The 26,257-nt window shown below is 47.5% G+C and carries 20 protein-coding genes; 12 read left to right on the forward strand and 8 right to left on the reverse strand.

Features of this window, described 5'->3' with window-relative positions:
- Nucleotides 1-4: 4 nt before the first annotated feature.
- Together aspT and aspD are read left to right on the forward strand one after the other, a co-directional pair.
- On the forward strand, nt 5-1,699 hold the full coding sequence (aspT, locus tag DWY57_RS15610; RefSeq protein ID WP_119962034.1) for an aspartate-alanine antiporter: 1,695 nt from the start codon (nt 5-7) through the stop codon (nt 1,697-1,699).
- 276 nt (nt 1,700-1,975) lie between these two features.
- Complete coding sequence (gene aspD, locus DWY57_RS15615) at nt 1,976-3,595, forward strand: aspartate 4-decarboxylase (protein WP_119962035.1); 1,620 nt, start codon at nt 1,976-1,978, stop codon at nt 3,593-3,595.
- A 26-nt stretch (nt 3,596-3,621) separates the two neighbouring features.
- Here aspD and DWY57_RS15620 read toward each other — a convergent pair whose 3' ends face one another.
- From DWY57_RS15620 to DWY57_RS15630, 3 genes are all read right to left on the reverse strand, one after another.
- Nucleotides 3,622-4,935 (reverse strand): ATP-binding protein, encoded by a 1,314-nt coding sequence (locus DWY57_RS15620; protein WP_119962036.1) that lies wholly within the window; start codon nt 4,933-4,935, stop codon nt 3,622-3,624.
- Complete coding sequence (locus DWY57_RS15625) at nt 4,926-6,287, reverse strand: sigma-54 dependent transcriptional regulator (protein WP_119962037.1); 1,362 nt, start codon at nt 6,285-6,287, stop codon at nt 4,926-4,928. Before DWY57_RS15625 ends, DWY57_RS15620 begins: the two co-directional genes overlap by 10 nt.
- 143 nt (nt 6,288-6,430) lie before the next feature.
- Complete coding sequence (locus DWY57_RS15630) at nt 6,431-7,918, reverse strand: TolC family protein (protein ID WP_005826781.1); 1,488 nt, start codon at nt 7,916-7,918, stop codon at nt 6,431-6,433.
- Nucleotides 7,919-8,207: 289 nt separating this feature from the next.
- Between DWY57_RS15630 and mce the strand changes: the two genes are divergently transcribed.
- From mce to DWY57_RS15665, 7 genes are all read left to right on the forward strand, one after another.
- On the forward strand, nt 8,208-8,624 hold the full coding sequence (mce, locus tag DWY57_RS15635) for a methylmalonyl-CoA epimerase (protein WP_119962058.1): 417 nt from the start codon (nt 8,208-8,210) through the stop codon (nt 8,622-8,624).
- Between the two features lie 58 nt (nt 8,625-8,682).
- Nucleotides 8,683-10,236, forward strand: coding sequence for an acyl-CoA carboxylase subunit beta (locus DWY57_RS15640; RefSeq protein ID WP_005826784.1), 1,554 nt, complete (start codon nt 8,683-8,685; stop codon nt 10,234-10,236).
- A 31-nt stretch (nt 10,237-10,267) separates the two neighbouring features.
- On the forward strand, nt 10,268-11,200 hold the full coding sequence (locus DWY57_RS15645) for an OadG family transporter subunit (protein ID WP_008663742.1): 933 nt from the start codon (nt 10,268-10,270) through the stop codon (nt 11,198-11,200).
- 23 nt (nt 11,201-11,223) lie between these two features.
- Nucleotides 11,224-11,658: a biotin/lipoyl-containing protein gene (locus tag DWY57_RS15650; protein ID WP_005826788.1), complete on the forward strand. Its 435-nt coding sequence runs from the start codon at nt 11,224-11,226 to the stop codon at nt 11,656-11,658.
- 1 nt (nt 11,659) lies between these two features.
- Complete coding sequence (locus tag DWY57_RS15655) at nt 11,660-12,820, forward strand: sodium ion-translocating decarboxylase subunit beta (RefSeq protein WP_005826789.1); 1,161 nt, start codon at nt 11,660-11,662, stop codon at nt 12,818-12,820.
- Nucleotides 12,821-12,992: 172 nt separating this feature from the next.
- Complete coding sequence (locus DWY57_RS15660) at nt 12,993-14,345, forward strand: tetratricopeptide repeat protein (RefSeq protein ID WP_119962038.1); 1,353 nt, start codon at nt 12,993-12,995, stop codon at nt 14,343-14,345.
- A 110-nt stretch (nt 14,346-14,455) separates the two neighbouring features.
- The gene (locus DWY57_RS15665; RefSeq protein WP_119962039.1) at nt 14,456-16,309 is read left to right on the forward strand and encodes a glycoside hydrolase family 13 protein; all 1,854 of its coding nucleotides are present in this window, start codon (nt 14,456-14,458) and stop codon (nt 16,307-16,309) included.
- 470 nt (nt 16,310-16,779) lie between these two features.
- Here the strand turns inward: DWY57_RS15665 and DWY57_RS15670 are convergent, their stop codons facing one another.
- Nucleotides 16,780-17,790 carry a class II fructose-bisphosphate aldolase gene (locus tag DWY57_RS15670; RefSeq protein WP_005826798.1) on the reverse strand — a complete coding sequence of 337 codons (1,011 nt, stop codon included), beginning with the start codon at nt 17,788-17,790 and terminating at the stop codon, nt 16,780-16,782.
- A 282-nt stretch (nt 17,791-18,072) separates the two neighbouring features.
- Nucleotides 18,073-19,080 carry an endonuclease/exonuclease/phosphatase family protein gene (locus DWY57_RS15675; protein ID WP_119962040.1) on the reverse strand — a complete coding sequence of 336 codons (1,008 nt, stop codon included), beginning with the start codon at nt 19,078-19,080 and terminating at the stop codon, nt 18,073-18,075.
- A gap of 188 nt (nt 19,081-19,268) precedes the next feature.
- Here DWY57_RS15675 and DWY57_RS15680 point away from each other — a divergent pair, with 188 nt between their 5' ends.
- Complete coding sequence (locus DWY57_RS15680; protein WP_005835945.1) at nt 19,269-19,520, forward strand: type B 50S ribosomal protein L31; 252 nt, start codon at nt 19,269-19,271, stop codon at nt 19,518-19,520.
- A 177-nt stretch (nt 19,521-19,697) separates the two neighbouring features.
- The gene (locus DWY57_RS15685; RefSeq protein ID WP_119962041.1) at nt 19,698-21,221 is read left to right on the forward strand and encodes a M48 family metallopeptidase; all 1,524 of its coding nucleotides are present in this window, start codon (nt 19,698-19,700) and stop codon (nt 21,219-21,221) included.
- A gap of 90 nt (nt 21,222-21,311) precedes the next feature.
- Here the strand turns inward: DWY57_RS15685 and gcvT are convergent, their stop codons facing one another.
- The 3 genes from gcvT to DWY57_RS15700 all read right to left on the reverse strand — a co-directional run bounded on the left by gcvT (nt 21,312) and on the right by DWY57_RS15700 (nt 25,278).
- On the reverse strand, nt 21,312-22,400 hold the full coding sequence (gene gcvT / locus DWY57_RS15690) for a glycine cleavage system aminomethyltransferase GcvT (RefSeq protein ID WP_005826806.1): 1,089 nt from the start codon (nt 22,398-22,400) through the stop codon (nt 21,312-21,314).
- Between the two features lie 31 nt (nt 22,401-22,431).
- A complete protein-coding gene (gene pepT / locus DWY57_RS15695; protein ID WP_005826807.1) occupies nt 22,432-23,655 on the reverse strand; it encodes a peptidase T in 1,224 nt (407 codons plus the stop codon).
- 210 nt (nt 23,656-23,865) lie between these two features.
- Complete coding sequence (locus DWY57_RS15700) at nt 23,866-25,278, reverse strand: hypothetical protein (RefSeq protein ID WP_005826808.1); 1,413 nt, start codon at nt 25,276-25,278, stop codon at nt 23,866-23,868.
- Between the two features lie 171 nt (nt 25,279-25,449).
- On the opposite strand from DWY57_RS15700, the gene DWY57_RS15705 reads away from it, so the two are divergent.
- Nucleotides 25,450-26,256 carry a helix-turn-helix domain-containing protein gene (locus tag DWY57_RS15705; protein ID WP_117965509.1) on the forward strand — a complete coding sequence of 269 codons (807 nt, stop codon included), beginning with the start codon at nt 25,450-25,452 and terminating at the stop codon, nt 26,254-26,256.
- The last annotated feature ends 1 nt before the right edge of the window (nt 26,257 follow it).

Below are 26,257 nucleotides of genomic sequence, written 5' to 3' on the forward strand. Positions count from 1 at the left end.
GATTATGGAATGGATTTTCAACCAGCTCAGGGAACGCCCCGAACTTGCCATTTTCCTCACTATATTCCTGGGATTCTGGCTGGGGAAACTGCGTATCGGTAAGTTTACGCTGGGCACAGTGACCAGTGTACTGCTTGTAGGCGTACTGGTAGGGCAACTGAATATAGCCGTACCGGGTCCGATAAAGTCGGTATTTTTTCTGCTTTTCCTTTTTGCCGTGGGCTATAAAGTGGGTCCCCAGTTCTTCCGCGGACTGAAAAAGGACGGATTGCCCCAAGTGGGCTTTGCCGTACTGATGTGTATATCCGTACTGTTAGTGACCTGGCTGCTGGCCCTGATGATGGGCTACAATGCCGGTGAAGCTGCCGGACTGCTGGCCGGTTCGCAAACCATCTCCGCCGTCATCGGAGTGGCAGAAGACACCATGGCCAATATGGGACTGGACGAGGCCCAACGACAAAGTTACGTCAACATCATTCCCGTATCCTACGCCGTCACCTACATTTTCGGTACTGCAGGCTCGGCATGGGTCCTATCATCCATCGGTCCCAAGATGCTGGGCGGGCTGGAAAAGGTGAAAGCCGCCTGCAAGGAACTGGAGGCGAAGATGGGCAGCTCTCTGGCTGACGAACCGGGATTCATGCCGGCGGCACGCCCCGTCACTTTCCGTGCCTACCGGGTCGAAAACGAATGGTTCAAGAATGGAAAGCGGGTGATTGACCTGGAAGTCTACTTCCGGCAGCACGACAAACGTCTATTTGTGGAACGCCTCCGCAAATCCGGAATTGTGGTGGAAGTCAGCATGAACCTACGGATAGAGCCGGGAGACGAAGTAGTGCTAAGCGGACGCCGTGAATATATCATAGGCGAAGAAAGCTGGATAGGGCCGGAAGTACAAGATGCCCAGCTCCTGGATTTTCCTGCGGAAAAGTTACCGGTTACAATCACACGCAAGACGGTTGCCGGCAAGACGGTTGCAGCTATCCGAAGGGAAAAGTTCATGCACGGTGTCAGTATCCGGAGCATCAAGCGCGCCGGAATATCCATTCCCGTGCTGGCACAAACGGTAGTAGATGCCGGCGACGTCATCGAAGTGGTAGGTACCAGGCAGGAAGTGGAAGCAGCAGCCAAACGTCTGGGGTATATAGACCGTCCTACCAACCAGACGGATATGATATTCGTAGGCCTGGGTATCCTTATCGGAGGTTTGTTCGGAGCACTTTCCGTCCATATCGGCGGCATCCCCATCAGCTTGAGCACAAGCGGCGGCGCATTGATTGCGGGCTTGTTCTTCGGCTGGCTCCGCAGTAAGCACCCCACCTTCGGGCGCATTCCCGAACCTTCACAATGGGTGTTGAACAATGTCGGTCTGAACATGTTCATCGCGGTAGTGGGCATTTCGGCAGGTCCCAGTTTCGTGCAGGGCTTCCACGACGTAGGTATCAGCCTGTTTCTGGTGGGAGCAGCAGCCACCACCCTGCCGCTGATTATCGGCTTGCTGCTGGCAAGGTATGTTTTCAAGTTCCATCCGGCACTGGCTTTGGGCGTCTGCGCAGGGGCACGTACCACTACGGCCGCTTTAGGCGCGGTGCAGGATGCCGTTGAGAGCGAAACGCCTGCTCTGGGATACACCGTGACCTATGCCGTGGGCAATACCTTATTAATAATATGGGGTGTAGTCATCGTTTTGCTACTATAAGACGATTTTGTGTCAATGCTTACTAATCCGAAGCATTCAAAGAATTATTGCCGGAAATGCAAGCGACTATATACCCATTCACTAATAGCTATTCGTCCGACAGCTGTCGGACGATAATTCAACAGTTGTCGGACGATGATTCAACAACTGTCGGACGAAAAGGAAACATATATCGGACGATTAATTTCAAGCAAGGAAAGAAATAGTCCGCCACATGAACAGAGATTATTCACCGAATGACTGAAAACAATAAATAACGAACCTAAACTTGAGCTTATGGATACAAAACTTTTAGAAAAGAAAATGGAATCTATCAGTCCTTTCGAACTGAAGAACCGCCTGATAGACATGGCAGACGAAAGTCTGAAGAAAACCGCCCGTACCATGCTGAACGCAGGGCGCGGCAACCCCAACTGGATTGCAACCGCTCCACGCGAGGCCTTTTTCCTATTGGGAAGCTTCGGCTTGGAAGAGTGCCGTCGCATCATGGATTTGCCCGAGGACATTGCAGGCATCCCCGAAAAAAAAGGCATTGCCTCCCGCTTCGAAGCCTTCCTGAAAAAGAACAATAACGCACCGGGTGCCAAATTGCTGGAACAAACCTACAACTACCTGCTGATGCAGCATGCCGCCGACCCCGACAGCCTTGTACACGAATGGACCGAAAGCATTGTAGGCGACCAGTATCCCGTGCCCGACCGCATCCTTCATTTTACAGAAATCCTTGTGCAAGACTATCTCTCGCAAGAGATGTGCGACAACCGTCCTCCCCGGGGTGCCTATGATTTGTTTGCCACCGAAGGTGGAACAGCCGCCATGTGCTATATATTCGACTCCCTGCAGGAAAACTTCCTGCTGAACAAAGGGGACGGCATCGTCCTCATGGTTCCTGCCTTTACCCCCTATATTGAAATTCCACAACTCAGCCGCTACCAGTTTCGAGTGACCAAAATACATGCCAACCGCATGAATAGCGAAGGGATGCACCTCTGGCAGTACAGCGACGAAGACATAGACCGCTTGAAAAGCCCTAAAATCAAGGCCCTCTTTGTCACTAATCCCAGTAATCCGCCCAGCTACACACTCAGTCCGGATACAATGGCGCGCATCGTGAGCATCGTCAGAAATGACAACCCTAATCTGATGATTATTACAGACGACGTATACGGTACATTCAGTCCGCACTTCCGTTCGTTCATGGCAGAAATTCCCTACAATACGCTTTGCGTCTATTCATTCTCCAAATACTTCGGTGCCACCGGATGGCGCAATGCGGTCATTGCCCTGCACGAATTCAATCTGTTCGACAAGCTGATAGCCAAACTGCCGAAAGAGAAACGGGAGATTCTGCACCGCCGCTACTCCACCCTCACTCTGGAACCTGAAAAACTGAAGTTTATCGACCGTATGGTTGCCGACAGTCGCCAGGTGGCACTGAACCATACCGCCGGACTGTCATTGCCACAACAGATGCAGATGGGCCTTTTCGCCGCCTTTGCCCTGCTGGACAAGGAAAACAAATACAAGCAAAAGATGCAGGAGATTATCCGCCGCCGATTGCATGCCCTTTGGGAAAATACCGGTTTCACGCTGACGGAAGACCCGTTGCGCGTAGGTTATTATACAGAAATCGACATGCTGGTTTGGGCAAAGAAGTTCTATGGGGACGACTTTGTAGAATATCTGAAACGTACCTACAGCCCGCTGAACGTAGTTTTCCGCCTTGCCAAGGAAACCTCTCTGGTGTTGCTGAACGGCGGTGGTTTTGACGGCCCCGAATGGAGCGTGCGCGCCTCACTCGCCAATCTGGACGAGAAAGACTATGCGACCATCGGCCAAGGCATTAAAAGGATATTGGACGAATATGCAAAAGAATTCTTTAAAAGCAGAAATTGAAAGGTGAAAGGTAAAACTTTCAAATTTCAATTAAATAGTATACGGAAGCGGGTCAATCCATCGTTGTAGGTACGTAGGGAGAACGTGCAACCATGACGGCTCAAAACTTCCCGGATAAACACCAGGCCAATTCCCTGCCCGTTCGGCTTGGTGGAAAAGAAGGGACTGAAGAGTTTAGCTTCGGTCTCTTTACTTATCCCCGGACCATTGTCAACGACTTCCACAGAAGCGGGGGCAGTGGTCCTTACTATTATCTCACCTTGCTGTCCGTTTTCTCCGGCATCCCCCTCTATACTTTCGGCAGCATTCTTGATGATATTCACAAGCACCTGCTCAAAAAGAGAAGCATCCATACGCACCATTCCCACCTCCGGGTCGCATTCCAGACGTAGCCCTATATTGCGGTCATTGCACATTCCTTCCATGAAACGCTTGCACATGGACACCAACTCATTCAGTTGGACGGGCACCAGGGTAGGTTCAGGTATCTTTACCACATCTGCAAAACGGGTAATGAAACGGCTCATCGAGAAACAACGCTCCGTACAGACGCGCATCACGTCGCAGATGTCCTCCATATCATCTTCTGTAGAAAGTGCCTGCTCCACTGTATCGAGTGTGGAAGTGATGCCCGCAGTGGTATTGTTCACTTCATGAGCTATCATGCGGATTACCTTTTCATAGGCACGCTTCTCGGCACGCATCACTTCTTCCGTCATACGCTCTATCAAGAAAAAAGGATGTTTGAACCCTCTGTCAATAAAAGAAGAATGGGTGCATTTATAAATATTCGCATCATTGAGACGGACTACCGCCGTCTCGTCTTTGGGAATAGACGAAAGTTCGGCAGCCAACGGGGAGTCCATCTGGTCCAGCCGTTTTGTCATCGCCTCCTCCATACGGACACCGAGCATCTTTACCGCCATCGGATTCAGTTGCGACACTTCATCGTCCATTGTCAGAATAATAACCCCCATTGGAGATGCCTGAATCAACAAATCCAAGAAGTGATTCTGCTCGCGCATGCGCAACCGTTCATTCTTGAGCTGCTCCATCATTCGGTTAAAGATATTCACAATGCGGTCTGCCTCGTACTGCCCTACCCGGCTGAGACGGCTACTGAAATCCTGCTCGCGCAGCAACTCCATACCGCTGCCGATGGTATTCATCGGCTTCACTATCTTATTATAGAATACTATCAGATAGATAAGGATAAACCCGATGAGCCCCTCCAACACGTATAGGTACAAAGACGGCTTTCCACTCAGCAGATATACCAGCATTCCACCCAGACCAAGCAGAAAAAGGACAAGTATGAAGAAAAAGAATTTTATGCGCACGGGACTTGAATATTATATTTTTCCAAACGTCTGTAAAGCGCAGCGCGGCTGATGCCTAATGACACTGCCACTTGACTGAGATTCCCTTTATGCTGTTCCAACGCCTGCAAGATAGTCTGCCGCTCTATTTCATCCAAGGTCATACCTGCAAAAGAAGTACCTTCGGCAGCTTTGGCCGGTTCGTCGTGACGCAGATATTGGGCATCGAAATCCGTGGCATCCAGCACCGGCTTGCCGCTGACCAGAATGGTACGCTCCACCAGATTCTTCAACTCACGAATGTTGCCCGGATAAGGCAGGCGGGAAAGGAAATTCAGAGCGTCGGCCGAGAAATCCGTACGCGGCAAGCCGTTCACCTCTGCCTGACGGTCGGCAAAGTGACGTGCCAGCAAAGGAATATCTTCACGGCGCTCCCGCAAGGAGGGCAGTTTTACGGTAATCAGGTTGATACGGTAAAAAAGGTCTTCACGGAAAGTACGTTCGGACACCATCTTGCGGAGGTCTGCATTAGTGGCGGACACAACGCGTACATCGACTTTGCGGGGACGGCTATCGCCCAGCACTTCGAATGTCTGGTCTTGAAGCACGCGCAGCAGTTTCACCTGGCAGGAAGGGTCGAGGTCACCAATCTCATCGAGGAAGATAGTACCTTTGTTTGCCATTTCAAAACGCCCTATACGGTCGGCGCTGGCATCGGTAAACGCCCCTTTCTTATGGCCGAACATCTCGCTCTCGAACAAGCTCTGCGAGATGCCACCAAGGTTCACCTTGACAAAAGGCTGCTTCACGCGTTGACTGTTGATATGGATGGCTTCGGCAATCAGCTCCTTGCCCGTTCCGCTTTCGCCCATAATCAATACCGAAGCATTGGTACGGGCTATGCGGGCCACTGTGTTCAGCACTTCCATCAGCCCTTTGGACTTACCTATAATATGGCTGCGATTCAATGCGGTAGTCTGTTCTTCCGGCACCTCTTTCGGGGCGGCCGTAAGCTCAAGGGCCGTCTCGATGCGCTGCAAAAGAGCGGCATTGTTCCAAGGCTTGGTTATGAAATCGAATGCGCCGGCCTGCATCCCCTGCACGGCAAGCTGGATACTTCCCCATGCAGTCATCAGAATAACGGGCACATCAGGACGGAACACCTTTACCTGCTTCAATAAAGTAAGTCCCTCTTCTCCGGTAGTGGAAAGAGTGAAGTTCATATCCATCAAAATCAAGGCGGGTGCTTCGGCCCTAACTATATCCATAGCTTCGCGAGGGCCCGGAGCCGTTTTCACCTCATATCCGGCACGCTTCAGCATAAAGCTGAGGGAAGAGCGCACAGCACTATCGTCGTCTATTATCAGTATCATAAAAATTGTAGTTTGTTTCCCGCAAAAATAAGTAAAAAAGCAGAGTTATGAATGATAAGTTATAAGTTATTTACCTATAATATCGCATATACGGTACTTTTACCGGCAAATAACTCATAACTTATCACTTGCAACCCGTCGACTTATCCTCTTACCACCTCTTCAAAATCAGCTTCCAATTCCGTATCGCGTTCAAAATCCCAAAGGGTCAAGCTGCGGAGCTGATAGAAGTAATACCAATAGTAGTACAGCTCTGAAATATGCTTTTGACGGGCTTCGTCTTTAGAGTTCTGTGCATCGTTCAGGTCCAGAGTGCTGATTTTACCTATCATAAAGGTCTCTACACTGGTCTTGTAACGCTTCTCAGCAATGACATCCGCCTCTTCGGCTATGTCCAGCTGTTGCGCCTGGTTGTTGAAGTTAGCCACCAGCAAAAAGATGTCCTGATTAAAGTCCATCTGTTCCTGACGGATTCTGGACAAGACCACTTCACGGTTGCTCTTTGCCACCCTTACCTTGCCGCGGCGCTTGCCCCAGTCAAGGATAGGAATCTTGACGCCTACCTGCACAATCTGATTATCAAGCAAGTCCCGGTAGGCTGAAGAGAATTCATGGTTCTGCCCCGTATAGCCCACACTGGCAAAGAGGTCGATGCTGCGCAAGTTTCCGCGTGCCGTTGCCACTTCATAATCAGCTTCGAGCTGGCGGCGGCGAATGTTCTGTGCAAAGGAGTTGCGTTCCAGTGCCTTGTTCAGCACACGGTCATACTCCATCTTTATATCGGGAACAGTGGCGGGCAACACCGGATTCAGGCTTTCCTGCTCGGACACCCCGAGGAAAGAACGGAGCTGGAACATTTTTGCATTCAGGTTGCTCTCTGCCTCAGTCACGTCGGCCTTGCCCTGCAATGAATTCAGTTTAAGCTGCAACAAATCATTCTCGGATATCTGTCCCATTTTACGTTTGGCTATGGCCACTTCATAAAGGCGGTCGGCATTCGTCTTGTTCTGCATGGCGGTAGCGAGCGATTCTTTGGCCAGCAGCAACTCAAAGAAATAAGTGATGGTTTTCATCGTCACCTCTTCCGTAGCTGAAATGAACTCGGCCTTTGCCTCGGCATAGCGTACGGGCTCTATACGGCGGTTCCACTTCAAGGTATTCACTCCGAAGACCGGTTGCGTCAACTCCAGGCTCACGGGGACTGACATGAACTGCTTCGCTCCTCCGGAACCCAGTTGTTTGAGATAATCCAGCGAAGAAGTCAGTGACAGCTTACCCCCCGTAAACCAAATGTTCTGGTCTACCGAAAGCTGTCCGGACAGCCCCAGTGTATTGTTGCGAACAAAGCTATAGGAGCCGTCGGAATTCTGGTAGGTACTGTAGGACTTGTTATAGTTGGGTAGTGTACCGGTGAAATTCACTTCCGGCAACAAGTCCGCACGGAATGTACGGTATTCCCAATACGCGGTTTTCAATTCATTCAATGCCACAGCAGCATCCACAGACTGCGTACGGGCCAGTACAATGGCCTCCGACAGCGTAATATTGCGTTCATGTCCCAAAGTATCATTCTGCGCCATGGTTGCCAACGGCATCAAAAAACAAACTGCAAGTAAAATATTCTTTTTCATGTTCAATCTTTAAAATTGTCGCAAACAGAAAAGCAAAGAGTGTGCCAAGTGGCCGGAAAGGTTTCATAGAGGGGTAAGTGTTCATTTTCGGACAGTGGGGATGTCCGTTAGCGGACGATATCAAGAAAACAACCGGTCTCTATCTAAAGTCTGAAAAAATCCTTCTAAAGTTCAATTAACCATTAATTAATTGATGAAAAATTTCTTTATTAAGGAAGAATTCTCTTTCTTTGTGCTGCTTTATACCTTTATTAAAAAGGATACAATACTAACATTAATTTATATAGTTATGAAGATTTCACACATTGAGCATCTGGGCATTGCCGTTAAGAGCATTGAAGAAGCCCTTCCGTACTACGAAAACGTTTTAGGTTTGAAATGCTACAACATCGAAACCGTGGAAGATCAGAAAGTTAGAACCGCTTTCCTGAAAGTGGGCGATGTAAAGATCGAATTGTTGGAACCTACTTCTCCCGAAAGCACAATTGCCAAGTTCATCGAAAAGAACAACGGTAACGGTGGCATGCATCATCTCGCATTCGCCGTTGAAGACGGAGTGGCCGGTGTGCTTGCCGAAGTCGAAGAAAAAGGTATCCGCCTTATAGACAAAGCTCCCCGCAAAGGTGCAGAAGGTCTGAACATTGCATTCCTGCATCCGAAGTCAACTCTCGGTGTCCTGACCGAGCTTTGCGAGAAACCGGAATAAGCAAGACTGTAAAATCATCAAATCATAAATTGTATAAACACTTAAAGAATATAAATTCATGAGTAATCAACTTGAAAAGATTAAAGAGCTTATAGACCGCCGCGCTGCAGCACGTCTCGGTGGTGGTGAAAAAGCGATTGCAAAGCAACACGAGAAGGGTAAATATACAGCTCGCGAGCGCATAGCCATGCTTCTCGACGAAGGCAGTTTCGAAGAAATGGACATGTTCGTAGAACATAGATGCACCAACTTCGGCATGGAAAAGAAACACTACCCCGGTGACGGTGTAGTAACCGGTTGCGGTACAATCGAAGGCCGTCTGGTTTATATCTTCGCACAGGACTTCACAGTTTCTGCCGGTTCACTGTCCGAAACCATGTCTCTGAAAATCTGTAAGATTATGGACCAAGCCATGAAAATGGGTGCTCCGTGTATCGGTATCAACGACTCGGGCGGTGCACGTATTCAGGAAGGTATTAATGCCTTGGCTGGCTACGCTGAAATCTTCCAACGTAACATACTTGCTTCGGGTGTCATTCCGCAGATTTCCGGCATTTTCGGTCCTTGTGCTGGTGGCGCCGTTTACTCTCCTGCCTTGACAGACTTTACTTTGATGATGGAAGGTACATCCTACATGTTCCTTACCGGTCCGAAGGTAGTAAAGACTGTAACCGGAGAAGACGTAAGCCAGGAAAACCTGGGTGGCGCGAGCGTTCACTCTACCAAATCTGGTGTTACTCATTTTACTGCACAGACAGAAGAAGAAGGTTTGGCCCTTATCCGCAAACTGTTGAGCTACATTCCCCAGAACAATCTGGAAGAAGCTCCCTATGTAGACTGTACAGACCCTATCGACCGTCTGGAAGATTCCCTGAACGACATCATTCCTGATAACCCGAACAAGCCGTACGATATGTACGAGGTAATTGGTGCTATCATAGATAATGGTGAGTTCCTCGAAATCCAAAAAGATTATTCAAAGAATATCATTATCGGTTTCGCACGTTTCAACGGACAGTCCGTAGGTATTGTTGCCAACCAGCCGAAGTATCTGGCAGGTGTGCTCGACAGCAACGCATCCCGCAAGGGCGCACGCTTCGTCCGTTTCTGCGACGCCTTCAATATTCCTATCGTATCATTGGTAGACGTACCGGGATTCCTTCCGGGAACCGGCCAGGAGTACAACGGCGTCATCCTGCACGGTGCCAAACTGCTGTATGCATACGGTGAAGCTACTGTACCCAAGGTTACCATCACACTGCGTAAATCCTACGGTGGTTCGCACATCGTGATGAGCTGTAAGCAGCTGCGTGGCGACATGAATTATGCTTGGCCTACTGCTGAAATCGCTGTAATGGGTGGTGCAGGTGCTGTAGAAGTATTATATGCCCGCGAAGCCAAAGAGCAGGAAAATCCGGCTCAATTCCTGGCTGAAAAAGAGGCTGAATACACCAAGTTGTTTGCCAATCCTTATAATGCAGCTAAATATGGCTACATTGATGATGTTATCGAACCGCGTAACACACGTTTCCGCATCATTCGTGCCCTGCAACAGTTGCAAACCAAGAAATTGACTAACCCGGCTAAGAAGCATGGTAATATTCCCTTGTAATCAAGCTTTTCACACTAAAACAAGAACGATTATGAATAAAACAAAAATCGGAATATTCCTTTCATTGATGCTGGTGTTAGGCTTTTGCTCTTCTTGCAAAGAACAGAAATCGAACAACAAACTGCTGCTGAATGAAGTGCTGGTCAACAACGAAAGCAACTATCAGGATGACTACGGTGTGCACAGCGCATGGATTGAAATATTCAACAGATCATACGGCAGCGCCGACCTTGCAGGTTGCTATCTGAAATTCAGCAGCCAGCCGGGTGATACTGCCAGTTATTTCATTCCCAAAGGTGACGTTCTGACACTCATAAAACCACGTCAGCATGCACTTTTCTGGGCTGATGGAGAACCAAGACGCGGTACATTTCATACGAACTTCAAACTGGATGCCACAAATGCCAACTGGATTGGGTTGTATGATTCCGGCAAGAAATTGCTTGATCAAGTCATAGTGCCTGCCGGTACTTTAAAAGCCAACCAATCCTATGCCCGTGTCAGTGATGCAGCCGACCAATGGGAAGTAAAGGGTGGAAGCGAAGATAAATATGTCACTCCGAGTACCAACAACAAGACTATCGACAGCAATGCCAAAATGGAAAAATTCGAAGAGCATGACAGCGTAGGTATCGGTATGGCTATTTCTGCCATGAGCGTTGTATTCTGCGGGCTGATATTACTCTACATCTCCTTCAAGATTATAGGTAAAATATCAGTTAACCTCAGCAAACGCAATGCCATGAAAGCTAAAGGTATTACTGATAAACAAGAAGCAAAAGAGAAACAACTGGGGCAGGCTCCGGGAGAAGTTTTTGCTGCCATTTCAATGGCCATGCACGAATTCCAAAGCGATGTACACGATGTGGAAGACACGATACTTACCATTACCCGTGTAAAACGCAGTTACTCACCGTGGAGTTCAAAGATTTATACGTTGCGTGAGACTCCTCACAAAAAGTAAGTCACCCATAATAAAATAAAACGATGAAAGAATATAAATATAAAATTAACGGTAACGTATATAAAGTTGCCATTGGAGATATTGAAGACAACATCGCTCACGTAGAAGTGAACGGTACTCCCTACAAAGTTGAAATGGAAAAAGCACCGAAGGTAGTCGTTAAACCGGTAGCACGTCCGGCAGCCACATCCGCTCCTGCTGCTCCTGCTACTCCGGTAGTAAAACCGGCCGCTGCTTCTACCGGCAAGTCAGGTGTAAAATCTCCGCTTCCCGGTGTAATCCTCGATATCAAAGTAAATGTCGGCGATACAGTAAAGAAGGGACAAGTTATCATCATTCTGGAAGCCATGAAGATGGAAAACAATATCAATGCTGATAAAGACGGTAAGATTACAGCCATCAATGTAAACAAAGGGGACTCTGTTCTCGAAGGTACTGACCTCGTAATTATTGAATAATATGGGAGAATTTATCACATTTTTAGGAAACAACCTTGCCGACTTCTGGACTTATACAGGTTTTGCCAATGCAACGGTAGGACATGTGGTAATGCTTCTGGTAGGTTTGTTTTTCATATACTTGGCTGTAGCCAAGGAATTTGAGCCGATGCTATTAATTCCTATCGGTTTCGGTATGCTGATTGGTAATATACCTTTCAATATGGAAGCCGGATTGAAAGTCGGTATCTATGAAGAAGGTTCCGTACTTAATATTCTGTACCAGGGAGTAACCTCCGGTTGGTACCCGCCACTCATATTCCTGGGTATCGGTGCCATGACGGATTTCTCCGCTTTGATATCGAACCCCAAATTAATGTTGGTTGGTGCAGCAGCCCAATTCGGTATATTCGGTGCTTATATGATTGCCCTTGCCATAGGATTTGACCCGATGCAGGCTGGTGCAATCGGTATCATTGGTGGTGCCGATGGTCCGACTGCCATCTTCCTCTCTTCCAAACTGGCTCCTAACTTAATGGGTGCCATTGCGGTATCAGCCTATTCATATATGGCATTAGTACCGGTGATACAGCCGCCTATTATGCGTTGGCTGACCAGTAAAAATGAACGTCTTATCCGTATGAAACCTCCCCGTGTGGTTTCACATACGGAAAAAGTAATGTTCCCGATTATCGGTTTGTTACTGACCACATTCCTTGTACCATCCGGTCTGCCTTTGCTGGGTATGCTGTTCTTCGGTAATTTACTGAAAGAAAGTGGAGTTACACGTCGTCTGGCAAACACAGCCAGTGGTCCGCTGATTGATACCATTACTATTCTGCTTGGTTTGACAGTAGGTGCTTCTACGCAAGCATCCGAGTTCTTAACCCTTGATTCAATCAAGATATTCGGTCTGGGCGCCTTATCATTTGTCATTGCCACAGCATCCGGCGTCATCTTCGTGAAGATTTTCAACCTCTTCCTGAAGAAGGGCAACAAGATTAATCCGTTGATCGGTAATGCCGGTGTATCTGCCGTACCCGACTCTGCACGTATCTCCCAAGTAGTAGGTCTGGAATACGATCCTACCAACTATCTGCTGATGCATGCCATGGGCCCGAACGTTGCCGGTGTAATCGGTTCCGCTGTAGCAGCAGGTATCCTGCTGGGATTCTTAATGTAATACATTTATTCATTCCGTTATCCGGATTGAATTCCGAACTATTTTAAAGCCCCTCCATCATTTTTGGAGGGGCTTTTTCGTTAATCTATCTAAAACAGATTACGATTATTTCGTAAATACATTCTTTTTAGTAACTTGCAGTCAGTTTAACCTCATATAAATGATATACTGTATGCGAAAGCTTTTTATCTCCTTATGTTTCAGTGCATGCTGTTCACTTCTGGCGGCACAGACCACAAATCCCATTCAAGAGGCGATGACCAACTACGATTATGAAACAGCCTTGATGCTGATCGATCAAGAAACCCCGACCGTCCCCCTACTCTACCAAAAAGGGAAAGCGCTGAAAGGGCTGGGCAATAACCTTGAAGCCCTAAGCGTATTTCAGGAAGTCGTAGCTCAGGATTCTCTCAATCCCCGGGCATACATTGAAGCTGCCGAATGCTGCAAATCACTTGCCAAATATAGCGAGGCACTGGATTACTACCAGAATGCGCTCCACATAAATCCGGACAATAAATACGCACGCATCCAGTATATCAGTCTGCTGATGAACATGAAGAGATACCGTGAGTCTCTAAAGGAAAGTAACCTGCTGGCAGAAAGGGACAGTTCCGCCTATGTACTACACCTTAGAGCCGAAAGTATGGGGCAAGTCTATGACAACACAGAAATCATGCATGTGATAGATGCCTATCTGGACATACAGAAAAGATATCCCAATGATTACCTGTCTGCTGCCAAACTCGGCAACATCTATGTAGCAGGCCACCAGTATGAAGACGCCATAAGCATAACGGAGAAATACCGTTCCATAGACTCCACCAACGTCCTTGTGAACCGCATCAATGCCCAAGCCTATTGTCTGAACAAAGATTACCCCAAAGTAATAGAAAGATATGAACAACTGTTGCAGGAAAAGGACAGCTCCTTCCAAACCTGCTTCTACGCCGGAATCAGCTACTATGCCCTCGAAGACTTCTACCCTGCACACGACCTGCTGGAAAGGGCTCTTAAAGATGACAATAGCAACATCAACGTTCTCTATTATCTGGGACGCGCCTGCTCCAAAACATCATGGAAAGAGGATGGAGTGACTTATCTGGAAACTGCCGTAAGCCTCGCCATGCCCAACGACAGTATTATGTCCCGCCTATATGTGGGGCTTGCGGATTGCTACAAGATGGCATTTCAATACACCGACCAGGCAAACGCCCTCCTGACACAATATGAAAAATACGACCGACAGAAACACAAACTGCTCTACGACGCAGCCTTTGTCTATTATTACTATCTGAAAGATGTGTCCAAAGCAGAGAGATACCTGACGGCATACCTGAAAACCCGTCCGAAAAACAGCAAGGACAAAGTGCAGGAAGTAGATGCGGACGGAGTTCCCATCATCGGAGAAGACAACCGATACAATGCCGCCGAAAACTGGCTGAAGGACATCAGAGAAAAGCGCAAGAAAGAGGACTTCTTCAAGGGAAAGGTCGATACCGCCAGCGTAACCCCCATCAAATAGCCCCAATGAAAACGTTTGCATAATATAATAAGGTACAGTAACGGAGAAAGATTAACTTTCTCCGTTATTTGTTTTAAATTAGCGCAAAAATTAACCGTAAAGTTACTATCATGAAAAAAGTATTCTTAATCTTGGGAACACTCTTACTCTCCCTCAGTACGTATGCAGCTATGAATGTGAACAAAATCGACCCTCCGTTTTGGTACACCGGCATGCAGAACCCGGAACTCCAGCTGATGGTCTATGGCGAAGGCATCGGCAACGCGGCAGTATCCGTCAATTATCCCGGCGTCTCATTGAGCAGCACCGTCAAGCTGGAAAGCAACAACTACCTCCTGGTCTATCTGAAACTGGACAAGGATGTAAAACCCGGCAAATTCAACCTCACCTTCACTGAAGGAAAAAAGAAACTCGTAAAGGAATATGAACTGAAGGCACGCAACAAGAAAGGTTGCGAACATAAAGGTTTCGACGCCTCCGACGCACTGTACCTGCTGATGCCCGACCGCTTTGCCAATGGCAATCCGGACAATGACCAGATTGCGGGCATGGCCGAGTACAAGATAGACCGCAATGACCCCAATGCACGCCACGGCGGTGACCTTGCCGGCATCGAACAACACCTGGACTACTTCTCCGACCTCGGCGTCACAGCCCTCTGGTTTACTCCGGTACTGGAAAACAACATGACCGGCGGTTCCTATCACGGCTATGCCACCACAGACTACTACAAGGTAGACCCGCGCTTCGGTACTAACGAAGAATACAAGCTACTGATTGAAAAAGCCCATGCACGCGGCATCAAAATCGTAATGGACATGATTTTCAACCACTGCGGCGTAGAGCATGTATGGATTAAGGACATGCCCTCCAAAGACTGGTTCAACAACCCCGACCACGAAAACAACTTCGTGCAGACCTCCTTCAAACTGACCCCGCACGTAGACCCTTATACTTCCCAGTACGATGCCGACCAGATGAACGACGGCTGGTTCGTACCTTCCATGCCCGACCTCAACCAGAAGAACCCTCACGTTTACCGCTACCTGGTACAGAACAGTTTCTGGTGGATTGAATTCGCCAACATCGACGGCATCCGCATGGACACTTACCCGTATGCCGACTATGATGCCATGAGCAACTGGATGAAAGAGCTCAACGAAGAATATCCCAACTACAACACCGTGGGCGAGACCTGGGTTACCGAACCCGCCTACACCGCCTGGTGGCAGAAGGATTCCAAGCTATCAGCCCCCAAGAACAGTAACCTCAAGACCGTTATGGACTTCAGCTTCTTTGACAAGATAAACACCGCCAAGAATGAACAGACCGAAACTTGGTTCAAGGGACTGGACCGCATATACAATAACTTCGTATACGACTTCCTCTACCCCAACCCCGCTTCCGTACTGGCATTCATCGAAAACCACGACACCGACCGCTTCCTGGGCGAAGGCAACAACCTTCCGATGCTGAAGCAAGCCTCTACCCTGCTGCTTACCACCCGCCGCATTCCGCAACTCTACTACGGAACGGAAGTCATGATGAATGGCGTGAAGAGCAAGAGCGACGGCTATGTCCGCAAGGACTTCCCCGGCGGATGGACCAGTGACGCAACAAACGCACTGACCCCACCAGCCGGACGTACCAAGATACAGAACGAGTGCTACGACTTCTACAAGACCATCCTGAACTGGCGTAAAGGAAACGATGTGATTGCCAAAGGCAACATGGTGCAGTTCATGGTACAGAATGGTGTTTATGCCTACGCACGCCAGTACGAAGGCAAGACGGTATTCGTGATGCTGAACGGTACAGATGCAGAGACCACCGTTCCTTTAAAATTCTACAAGGAAATCCTGAAAGACAGCAAGCAGGGAAAAGATATTCTTAGCGGCAAAGCCATCACCTTCGGTGAAGAGCTGAAGATGGGCCCCAGAGAATCATTAGTGATAGAATTATAACGCGTACTCCACACAGAGAGCTCATTCTTGCAAATCTCCCTTGCAGATAGCTGGCAGACACTTCTCCTGCCAGCCATCTGCAAGGGATTTTTAGTATGGAATAGGTGTCACGGGGATATGCTTTTCACCGGTCTCAAATATAGCTAATCTGTTAGTTCATAACGGTGAACACCTTGTTCCAGTATAGAGAAACAAAGTGTTCAGATATGTAGAAACAAAGTGTTCTTACGTATTGGAACGAAGTGTTTTTGCATATTGGAACGAAGTGTTCTCTTTATTGAAACAAACTGTTCAGTTAAGGGAAACAGACTGTTTTGTTAAAGGAAACAGACTGTTGTACACGTTGAAACATCCGCTTCTGAAATAACCGGCGAACTTAACCATCCCACAACACCGGCCTATATATAACAAATCAGCCCTTGCAACATCAATATTGCAAGGGCTGACACTATATTCGGATTATCTTTCGATTAGTCCAGTTGAGCCAATTTGTTCTCTGAACCAAGCACGTTGATGATTTTATGCTTGTACAGTTTTTCCATATTGTCACGAGCCGGGCCCAGATACTTACGCGGGTCGAATTCTGCCGGTTTTTCAGCAAATGTCTTGCGGATAGCAGCTGTCATAGCCAGACGTGAGTCAGAGTCGATGTTGATTTTGCAAACAGCAGACTTGGCAGCCTTACGCAACTGTTCTTCGGGAATACCGATAGCAGCTTCCAATTTGCCACCATACTTGTTGATAGTATCAACTTCTTCCTGAGGAACTGAAGAAGAACCGTGAAGAACGATGGGGAATCCCGGGAGTTTCTCCATTACAGCATCCAGAACGGCAAATTCCAGAGGAGGAGGAACCAGACGACCGGTAGCAGGGTCAACGTGGCATTGTTCGGGTTTGAACTTGTATGCACCGTGAGAAGTACCGATTGAGATAGCCAGTGAATCGCAACCTGTACGGGTAGCGAAGTCAATAACTTCTTCAGGATTAGTATATGTATGGTGTTCTGCAGAAACTTCATCTTCTACACCGGCCAATACACCGAGTTCGCCTTCTACAGTTACGTCGAACTGATGAGCATAATCAACTACCTTCTTAGTCAGTGCAACGTTTTCTTCGTACGGAAGGTGTGAACCGTCAATCATTACTGAAGAGAAACCGGAGTCGATACAGCTCTTGCAAGTTTCGAATGTATCTCCATGGTCGAGGTGAAGAACAATTTCAGGATGTTTGCAACCCAATTCCTTAGCGTACTCAACAGCACCCTGAGCCATGTAACGCAACAGAGTAGCGTTGGCATACTGACGGGCACCCTTAGATACCTGAAGAATAACCGGAGACTTTGTTTCAACTGCAGCCTTGATGATAGCCTGCATCTGTTCCATATTGTTGAAGTTGAATGCCGGAATAGCATATCCACCTTTGATAGCCTTAGCAAACATCTCTCTTGTGTTTACCAGTCCTAAATCTTTGTAATTAACCATTTTGTTTAAATTTTATTGTTAGTGAATTAAAATTCTACGCAAAAGTAATCATTATCCTTTAAAGTAAAGAACTTGACGGGAATAAAATATCCGGCTCATCCTACCAAATCCATTCTATTTTAAAGCTATTGGCTTCATTTAACAGATTATTGTAATCTCTATATTACAAACTCTTTGCATTTATCTCTGCCAGCCATACTTTTGCCATCTATACTTCTATCAACAAAAAAACCGGAGAACATGTTTGCTCTCCGGCATCTGTTTACACATTATTATGTAATACTAATTTTTCAGATAGATGATGGTCGGCAAATGGTCACTGTAACCGTTCAGCCAAGTCCTGCCCCCATGCGTACGCAAGGGGGAACCTTTGTATTTGCCATCCTGCTGAATCAGATAATCGCGGATGAAAACTTCATTGTGATCATAGCGCAACCCTTTCTTAGCCTTCAGCAACGGTTTCGAAATGACAATCTGGTCAAACAGGTTCCACTTGCCCCGATAGAGCAATGTCCCCACTCCCTTGTCTTCCAGTGTCTCCCACCAGGGATTGTAGAGTTCGCCTTTCTTCACCTGCTTCGGATATTTGCGTGCACCCAGCACCTCCATGCTTTCATCCATCGGGTCGTCATTCATATCCCCCATCACGATGAGCTTCAGCTTCTTGTCGCTACGCATCAGAGAGTCCTTCAAGGCCTTTACTTGCCTGGCTGCATGCACACGCACCGGTGACTTCGCCCCACGGGAGGGCCAGTGGTTCACTATCACGCAGACACGCTCTCCCGCCAGTTGTCCGTCCACAATCAGGAAGCCGCGCGTCAAGTGCACCGTATCCCCCTCAAAAGGAGTAGAAAGCACCAACTTCGAGTGGGTAACGCTGAACTGCTTCGGGTCGTACAGCAAGGCACAGTCTATACCCCGTCTGTCCGGTCCTTCATAATGCACGAACTCATAATTGGAAATGGCCGGCTGCTTCACGAGGTCTTCCAGCACCCGGCTGTTCTCTGCCTCTGCCACACCGATGAATGCCGGACCTTCCGGCACTAAATCACGCGAAAGGGACCCCAACACTTTGGAAAGGTTCTGCAGCTTGGACTCATACTTCTTTGCCGTCCACTGGTAACTGCCGTTAGGCAGGAACTCATAGTCATTCTTACCTGCATCATGAATCGTATCAAATAAGTTCTCAAGATTGTAGAACGCAACACTATACAGTTTCCGTTCCGCATTTTGTGCCCCCAGCGTTGCCACGCACAGCCAGAAAGAGCATAAGACAAGTAGTTTCCTCATAAATTCACAAGATTAAGTCCTGCAAAAATCAGAAATAAAATGCGATAAACCTACTAAATAAAAATAAATCTGAATTTATTTTGTAGAGTCTCCAACTTGCACTATCTTTGCGCTCTGAAAAGAAGACCATTACACTATTTATTACCAAAATAGTAACAGAATATAAATTTTTAAAAGAAAATATCAAAATGAAAAAAGGTATTCATCCTGAAAATTACCGTCCGGTAGTATTTAAAGATATGTCAAATGGTGATGTATTCTTGTCTCGTTCCACTTGCAACACGAAAGAGACTATCGAATTCGAAGGTGAAACTTATCCGCTGGTAAAGCTGGAAATCTCCAGCACCTCTCACCCGTTCTACACAGGTAAGTCTAAGCTGGTTGACACCGCCGGTCGTGTTGATAAGTTCATGAGCCGCTACGGTAACCGTAAGAAATAATCAGTTTCAAGCAAACTGAAAAAAGGGAGTCTTTCACTGAAAGGTTCCCTTTTTTGTTTCTGCCTCCCGCTGAGCGATAAATAGGGAATCTCCTATCACAGAATAGGGGAAAAAACAAGAAAGGGGAAAAACACTTTCCTATTTTTGTATCATCGAAACCGAAAACATACCATAATCATGAAACGACTCGCCACCCTATTCATCCTGACAATCCTTGTCACAACGGCAGGATTTGCCAAACCCAAGCACAAGGACTTAAGCGGAAACATCGCCATCAAAGGAGAATTGACAAAAGAGTACCAGCAATCTCCCGCCGGTACCCCGGTCATTATCCGCCGGGTTGTCAAAATGAACAATCCCGGTGAAAACAGCGACAACATTTACTATGCCGTCGAAGTGAACGGCATACAAGAGACCATTCCTTCGGATGAGATGGGTATCATTGCCATATCCGCTCCGGAAACGGACCGGGAATTCTGGCAGCAAATATACCTGAAGAATCATCTTTACGAATATTTCAACGACCGCGGTTACAAGCACAAACTGCGCCAGGAAATCGACGAAGAATGCCTGGACTATCTCGATAAACTGAACGAGATAGCCTATCAGGACGACTACATAACCTCGTACGTACAAGGAATATTCTCCAAACTGAATGCCACCACCATTGACAGCAATCGTGGAGAGAGCCTGAACATACGTATCATCCAGTCGCCCGAACCAGATGCCTTCATGCTTCCCAACGGCTCCATGGTTATCAGTACGGGCCTCCTCTGCACTCTTGATTCCGAAGACGAACTGGCTGCCGTCATCGCATGTGAGCTGGGGCATTTCGTCCTCGACCATCAGGTAAACAACATTTACCGTGCCGAACGGCGTGCCAAGCGTGCGGCTTTCTGGGCAGATGTCTTTGCCACTACCGCCAGCGCAGCCCTCGATGTGGCCTACTGGGACGATAATGAAGATGCTTATGCCGTCAGTCTGGTGGCAGATATCGGAGCCATCGCTTCCCTTTTGAGCATTCCGGCAACGGACCGGTTGGGGATGAAATACAAAACTTCCCAGGAAATCTCTTCAGACCGCCTTGCGCGCCAACTTCTGGCATTCAAGGGCTATAATCCCGACGGAATCGCATCGGCCCTCAGTAAAATTATAGGGTATTACAACCTGCACCAGCGCAACAAGGACATTCCTCGCTACGGCAGCATCGGCGACCTGCAAAAGCGTATAGAAAAGGCCGGTGAATCCCATAGCTTGAGTGCCCGCCCCTACCTACGGACTACCAGCGATGTCGTTTCTTTCAACGCAAGTATGAACTACGCCAACAAGCGCTATAAGGAAACTGCCCGGCTGATACGCAAGAACATTGACAACAGACTAGCCACGGACAATGACTACATCATCCTGGTAAAAGCGGAAATGGCACTGTCTAATACGGAAGAAGTGAACAACCGCTGCCTCGCCATGCTTGATAAAGCCCAGGAGATGGCAGGAACAAGCCCCAATCTGGACATATATAAACAAAAAATACTATTATTGATGCGCATGAACAAACAAGCCCAAGCCACCGATATACTGAAAGAATACATCATCTTGCTTTCGGCCTACGAAGGCCAGGGCATAGAAGGAACCGAAAAGGAATGGACCAATAAAGAGATAGGTTGGGCAAACCAAATGCTGGATAGGATAAGCAGAATATAGAGAAAGGAATAACTAAGAATAAAGAATGAAGAATTTGTCATGCGGCATCATTGCGCAGCCAAATTCTTCATTCTCAGTCATTTATTCAAACTACTGTTTGCGGAACGGCGGCTTCACAACCACAGCTTTCAGCTTACGTCCCCGCATGTCAATGCAGATTTCCGTACCGACCTTGCTGTATTCGGGTCTGATATACCCCATTCCGATACCAATCTTACGGGTAGGCGACATAGTTCCGGAGGTAACCACACCGATGGCAATACCGTCTGTACTATACAGCTCGTAACCATGACGGGGGATACCGCGGTCTATCATCTCAAATCCCACCAACTTACGGGTAGTGCCTTCCGCTTTCTGTTTTTCCAGCATCGGGCGATTGGTGAAGTTCTTTCCCTCCACAAACTTGGTAATCCATCCTAAACCCGCTTCAATGGGCGAAGTGGTGTCATCCAAATCATTGCCATACAAACAGAAGCCCATTTCCAGACGAAGCGTATCACGTGCACCCAGACCAACTGGCTTAATGCCGAACTCCGCGCCTGCCTCGAACACGGCATCCCAAATCTTCATGGCAGCCTCCGGATAGAAGTAAAGCTCAAAACCACCCGCACCGGTATATCCGGTATTGGAGATAATGACATCCTTTTCTCCGGCAAACTCACCGTGGGTAAAAGTATAGTAAGGAAGGTCGGAAAGATTAATGGAAGTCAGCTTCTGCAAAGCCTGAATAGCCTTCGGTCCTTGCACAGCAAGCTGTGCCATGTGCTCGGAAGCATTTTCCAATTCAGCGCCTTCCGTGTTATGAGACACACACCAGTTCCAGTCTTTCTCAATGTTCGACGCATTCACGACAAGCAGGTATTTCTCCGGCTCATAATGATAGACCAGAAGGTCGTCCACAATGCCTCCATTTTCATTTGGGAAGCAGGTATACTGTACTTTCCCCGGTGTGAGGGCAGCTATGTTATTGGAAGTCACTTTCTGCAGAAAGTCCAAAGCATGGGGACCTTTCACCCAAAATTCTCCCATGTGTGAGACGTCGAATACACCGACACCCTGACATACTGTAAGATGCTCGTCAATGATGCCGGAATACTCGATAGGCATATTATATCCCGCAAACTCGTGCATCTTGGCACCCAGCGAGATGTGTTTTTCGGTAAACGGAGTGGTTTTCATGGAACTATTAGAGTTATGAGTTATGAATTATCTATTTGCTTGCTACGAGCTCGGCAATCTTGACGATGACGTTCATGGCTTTCTCCATGTTCTGGATAGGCACGAACTCATAGCGGCCGTGGAAGTTCAAGCCACCGGCAAAGATATTGGGACAAGGCAGGCCCTTGAAAGAGAGCTGGGCGCCGTCCGTACCTCCGCGAATGGCTTTTACACGAGGCTCTACACCTACCGCCTTCATGGCGGCAAAAGCGGTGTCGATGATATGCATCACCGGTTCAATCTGCTCGCGCATATTATAGTATTGGTCGCGAAGTTCCAGAGTAGCGGTACCCGGACCGTATTCTTCATTGATTTTTGCCACAAGACGTTCCATCTCCTTCTTGCGCTCTTCGAAGCGGGTGCGGTCGTGGTCACGGATAATGTAAGAGACTGTTGTCTGCTCCACCTCGCCGGTAATACCTATCAGATGATAGAAACCTTCGTAACCTTCGGTATGCTCCGGAGCCTCGTCAGCCGGAAGCATGGACATGAAACGGTTGGCAACGCGGATAGAGTTAATCATCTTATTCTTGGCATAGCCCGGATGCACATTCCGTCCCTTGAAGCTTATCTTGGCAGAGGCCGCATTGAAGTTCTCGAATTCAAGTTCACCCACTTCTCCGCCATCCATGGTATAGGCCCATTCGCAGCCGAACTGCGCTACATTGAACTTATGGGCACCCAGACCGATTTCCTCATCCGGATTAAAGCCGATACGGATTTTACCGTGCTTGATTTCGGGGTGCTCCTTCAGATATACCACCGCCGATACAATTTCGGCAATACCGGCTTTATCATCGGCACCAAGCAAGGTCTTGCCGTCGGTCACAATCAAATCTTCCCCTTGATGGTCGAGCAGTTCGGGGAACTGGGCAGGAGAAAGAACCACATTCTCTTCGGCGCAAAGAACAATGTCCTTACCGTCATAATTCTGCACGATACGCGGAGAAACATTCTTGCCACTCATATCGGGGCTTGTATCCATGTGGGCAATAAAGCCGATGACGGGCAACGGCTTGTCTGTATTGGCAGGAAGAGTGGCGAACAGATAACCATTTTCGTCCAACGTGATTTCTTCCAGACCCAAAGTTTCCAATTCTTCTTTCAGATACCGGGCAAACACCATTTGCCCCGGAGTACTCGGAGTAATCTCAGTCTCTTCACTGGACTGAGTATCGAAGCTTACGTACTTTAAAAAACGTTCTACTAAAGTCATGATGAATAATGATTAGTGATTAATGGTTAGTGATTAATGGTCAGTGATTAGTAATTGGCGAAAAGCATTATCCGAATGGCATTAATCATTAATCACTAATCATTAATCACTAATCATTAACCACTATTTTGTGCTGTAAAGATAAAAAAAGGGGCGTGAACTGCCAAGCAATTCACGCCTCTTTTTTATTTCTTAAGGACAAAATGTCAATCAAAAATGGCTGCTACCATCAAAACAATGCGTACATATCTTACACTTAGGCAATCCGATAGCCTCAACCAGAGTTTCCAACGTATTGAACTTCAAGGATGAAAGTCCGAAACGCTCGCGGATAACGTCCACCATCTTTTCGTATTCGGGTGAGCCGGTAGTGGCATACTTATCGAGATTCTTATTCTCGTCACCCTCCAGTTCCTTGATGACACGACGGGTAATCAGTTCCATGTCGCTTTTGGAAGCCGTGAATCCTACAAACGGGCAGCTATATATCAATGGAGGACAAGCAATCCGGATATGCACCTCCTTGGCACCATACTCATACAGCACCTTCACATTGTCGTGCAACTGGGTCCCCCGGACAATAGAGTCATCACAGAACAGCAGACGCTTACCCTCGAGCATGGCACGATTGGGAATCAGCTTCATCTTTGCCACCAGCGAACGCAATTCCTGCTTGCTGGGAGTAAAACTACGAGGCCAAGTCGGAGTATATTTGGAAATGGCACGATGATAAGGAACTCCTTTACCTTCGGCATACCCAAGCGCCATACCTACACCCGAATCAGGAATACCGCAGGCACAATCCACCTCTGACTTATCTGTCTGTGCCATCTTGAAACCGGAGGCAAAACGCACTTCCTCCACATTCTTACCTTCGTAGCAGGAAGTGGGGAAACCGTAATATACCCATAGGAAGGAACAAATCTGCATTCCCTCATCAGGCTTGCGCATCTGTTCCACACCATCGGCACGCAGGCGAACAATCTCTCCGGGTCCCAAATAACGGTCTATCTCATAACCAAGATTCGGAAAGCTGCTCGACTCACTTGTGGCGGCATACGCTCCGTCTTTCTTGCCAATCACAATCGGAGTACGTCCCCAGCGGTCGCGAGCGGCAATGATGCCGTCTTCCGTCAATAACAGCATGGAGCAGGAACCTTTGATATGCTTATACACATTTTCAATTCCTTCGACAAATGTCTTTCCTTGTATAATAAGGAGGGCGATAAGTTCCGTCTGATTGGTTTTGCCCGAACTGAGTTCGGCGAAGTGCATGTTTTGGGCCAACAGTTTTGTTTCCAGTTCTTGCAGATTTACTATTTTGGCTACCGTTACAATGGCAAAGCGACCGAGGTGGGAGTTAAGGATAAGGGGTTGAGGGTCTGTGTCACTGATGATTCCTATTCCGGAATTTCCTTTGAACTTATCCAGTTCATCCTCAAACTTCGTGCGGAAATAAGTGCTTTCCAGATTGTGAATGGAACGGGTAAACTGCTCCGTTTCTGCATCGTATGTAGCCAACCCACCACGTTTTGTCCCTAAATGTGAATTATAATCTGTGCCGTAAAACAAATCTGCCACACAGCTTGTTGCCTTGGCGACTGTTCCGAAAAAACCTCCCATAAGTTCTGTTTTGTTATTGGTTTCTAAAATTAACGGATGCAAAGGTATGAAGAATTTGCGAAATTCGGGCAGATTTGAAATGAATAAAAAAGGCAATATATTTCTTGCCCACAATAGAAGTTATATTATTGGAAACATATACTTTTGTGATCGAAACCAAACAACTGTATAATGGGAGAAACCGCAAATATTATAATAGCCGATACTCTTCAAGGTCTGGGGACGGACGCATACAGTGGCTATCTTGCACACGCCCTCTGTCTGTCAGGAATCTGCCGATTGAAGTACAATGGAGAGGAGCGCGAGCTACGTGCCGGCGACCTGATGATTGTCCGCAAAGGAAAACTGGTAGAGAAAATTCAACCTTCAGAAGATTTTCGCGTAAAGGTCATCTATATCGCATCGGGCTTTGTGGTGCTGAGTACACCACAGAACAACTACGGCATGAAAGGGCAACTTTCCCTATTTCTCAATCCTATCATGTCCCTGACTACCGAACAGCAAGAGCTATGTCTCCGGGATTTTGAACAAGTGGAATACAGACTCCGGAATACAGACCATCATTTCCATCGCGATATGCTTATCGCCTCCACACAGATGTTGATACTCGACTTCTTCGATTTCCACTCCCATCTATATGGCGAGGACAATATCTCTGTACAAAATGCTTCCATCATGAGCCATTTCCTCAACATGCTGGAGAACGGAACTTTCCGCGAGCATCGTGAAGTGACCTATTATGCCGACTGCCTATGTGTCACCTCCAAATATCTTTCGGAAGTTTCCAAGAAAGTAAGCGGTTATACAGCAAACTACTGGATAAACCGTTATACCACACTCGACATCTCGCGTTTGCTGCGCGACAAATCACTAACGTTCGTCCGTATTTCCGATATGTTCGGTTTTTCCTCTCCTGCTTATTTTAGCCGTTACGTACAACAACATCTGGGTGTAAATCCGACAAAATACAGAGGTTAAT

Source organism: Bacteroides sp. AF25-5LB (genome assembly GCF_003602965.1).
Lineage (GTDB): Bacteria > Bacteroidota > Bacteroidia > Bacteroidales > Bacteroidaceae > Bacteroides > Bacteroides uniformis.

Coding starts and splice junctions, on each gene's coding strand:
- aspT (WP_119962034.1), top strand. CDS start 5: ATGGAATGGATTTTCAACCAGCTCAGGGAACGCCCCGAACTTGCCATT.
- aspD (WP_119962035.1), top strand. CDS start 1,976: ATGGATACAAAACTTTTAGAAAAGAAAATGGAATCTATCAGTCCTTTC.
- DWY57_RS15625 (WP_119962037.1), bottom strand. CDS start 6,287: ATGATACTGATAATAGACGACGATAGTGCTGTGCGCTCTTCCCTCAGC.
- DWY57_RS15630 (WP_005826781.1), bottom strand. CDS start 7,918: ATGAAAAAGAATATTTTACTTGCAGTTTGTTTTTTGATGCCGTTGGCA.
- mce (WP_119962058.1), top strand. CDS start 8,208: ATGAAGATTTCACACATTGAGCATCTGGGCATTGCCGTTAAGAGCATT.
- DWY57_RS15640 (WP_005826784.1), top strand. CDS start 8,683: ATGAGTAATCAACTTGAAAAGATTAAAGAGCTTATAGACCGCCGCGCT.
- DWY57_RS15645 (WP_008663742.1), top strand. CDS start 10,268: ATGAATAAAACAAAAATCGGAATATTCCTTTCATTGATGCTGGTGTTA.
- DWY57_RS15650 (WP_005826788.1), top strand. CDS start 11,224: ATGAAAGAATATAAATATAAAATTAACGGTAACGTATATAAAGTTGCC.
- DWY57_RS15655 (WP_005826789.1), top strand. CDS start 11,660: ATGGGAGAATTTATCACATTTTTAGGAAACAACCTTGCCGACTTCTGG.
- DWY57_RS15660 (WP_119962038.1), top strand. CDS start 12,993: ATGCGAAAGCTTTTTATCTCCTTATGTTTCAGTGCATGCTGTTCACTT.
- DWY57_RS15665 (WP_119962039.1), top strand. CDS start 14,456: ATGAAAAAAGTATTCTTAATCTTGGGAACACTCTTACTCTCCCTCAGT.
- DWY57_RS15670 (WP_005826798.1), bottom strand. CDS start 17,790: ATGGTTAATTACAAAGATTTAGGACTGGTAAACACAAGAGAGATGTTT.
- DWY57_RS15675 (WP_119962040.1), bottom strand. CDS start 19,080: ATGAGGAAACTACTTGTCTTATGCTCTTTCTGGCTGTGCGTGGCAACG.
- DWY57_RS15680 (WP_005835945.1), top strand. CDS start 19,269: ATGAAAAAAGGTATTCATCCTGAAAATTACCGTCCGGTAGTATTTAAA.
- DWY57_RS15685 (WP_119962041.1), top strand. CDS start 19,698: ATGAAACGACTCGCCACCCTATTCATCCTGACAATCCTTGTCACAACG.
- gcvT (WP_005826806.1), bottom strand. CDS start 22,400: ATGAAAACCACTCCGTTTACCGAAAAACACATCTCGCTGGGTGCCAAG.
- pepT (WP_005826807.1), bottom strand. CDS start 23,655: ATGACTTTAGTAGAACGTTTTTTAAAGTACGTAAGCTTCGATACTCAG.
- DWY57_RS15700 (WP_005826808.1), bottom strand. CDS start 25,278: ATGGGAGGTTTTTTCGGAACAGTCGCCAAGGCAACAAGCTGTGTGGCA.
- DWY57_RS15705 (WP_117965509.1), top strand. CDS start 25,450: ATGGGAGAAACCGCAAATATTATAATAGCCGATACTCTTCAAGGTCTG.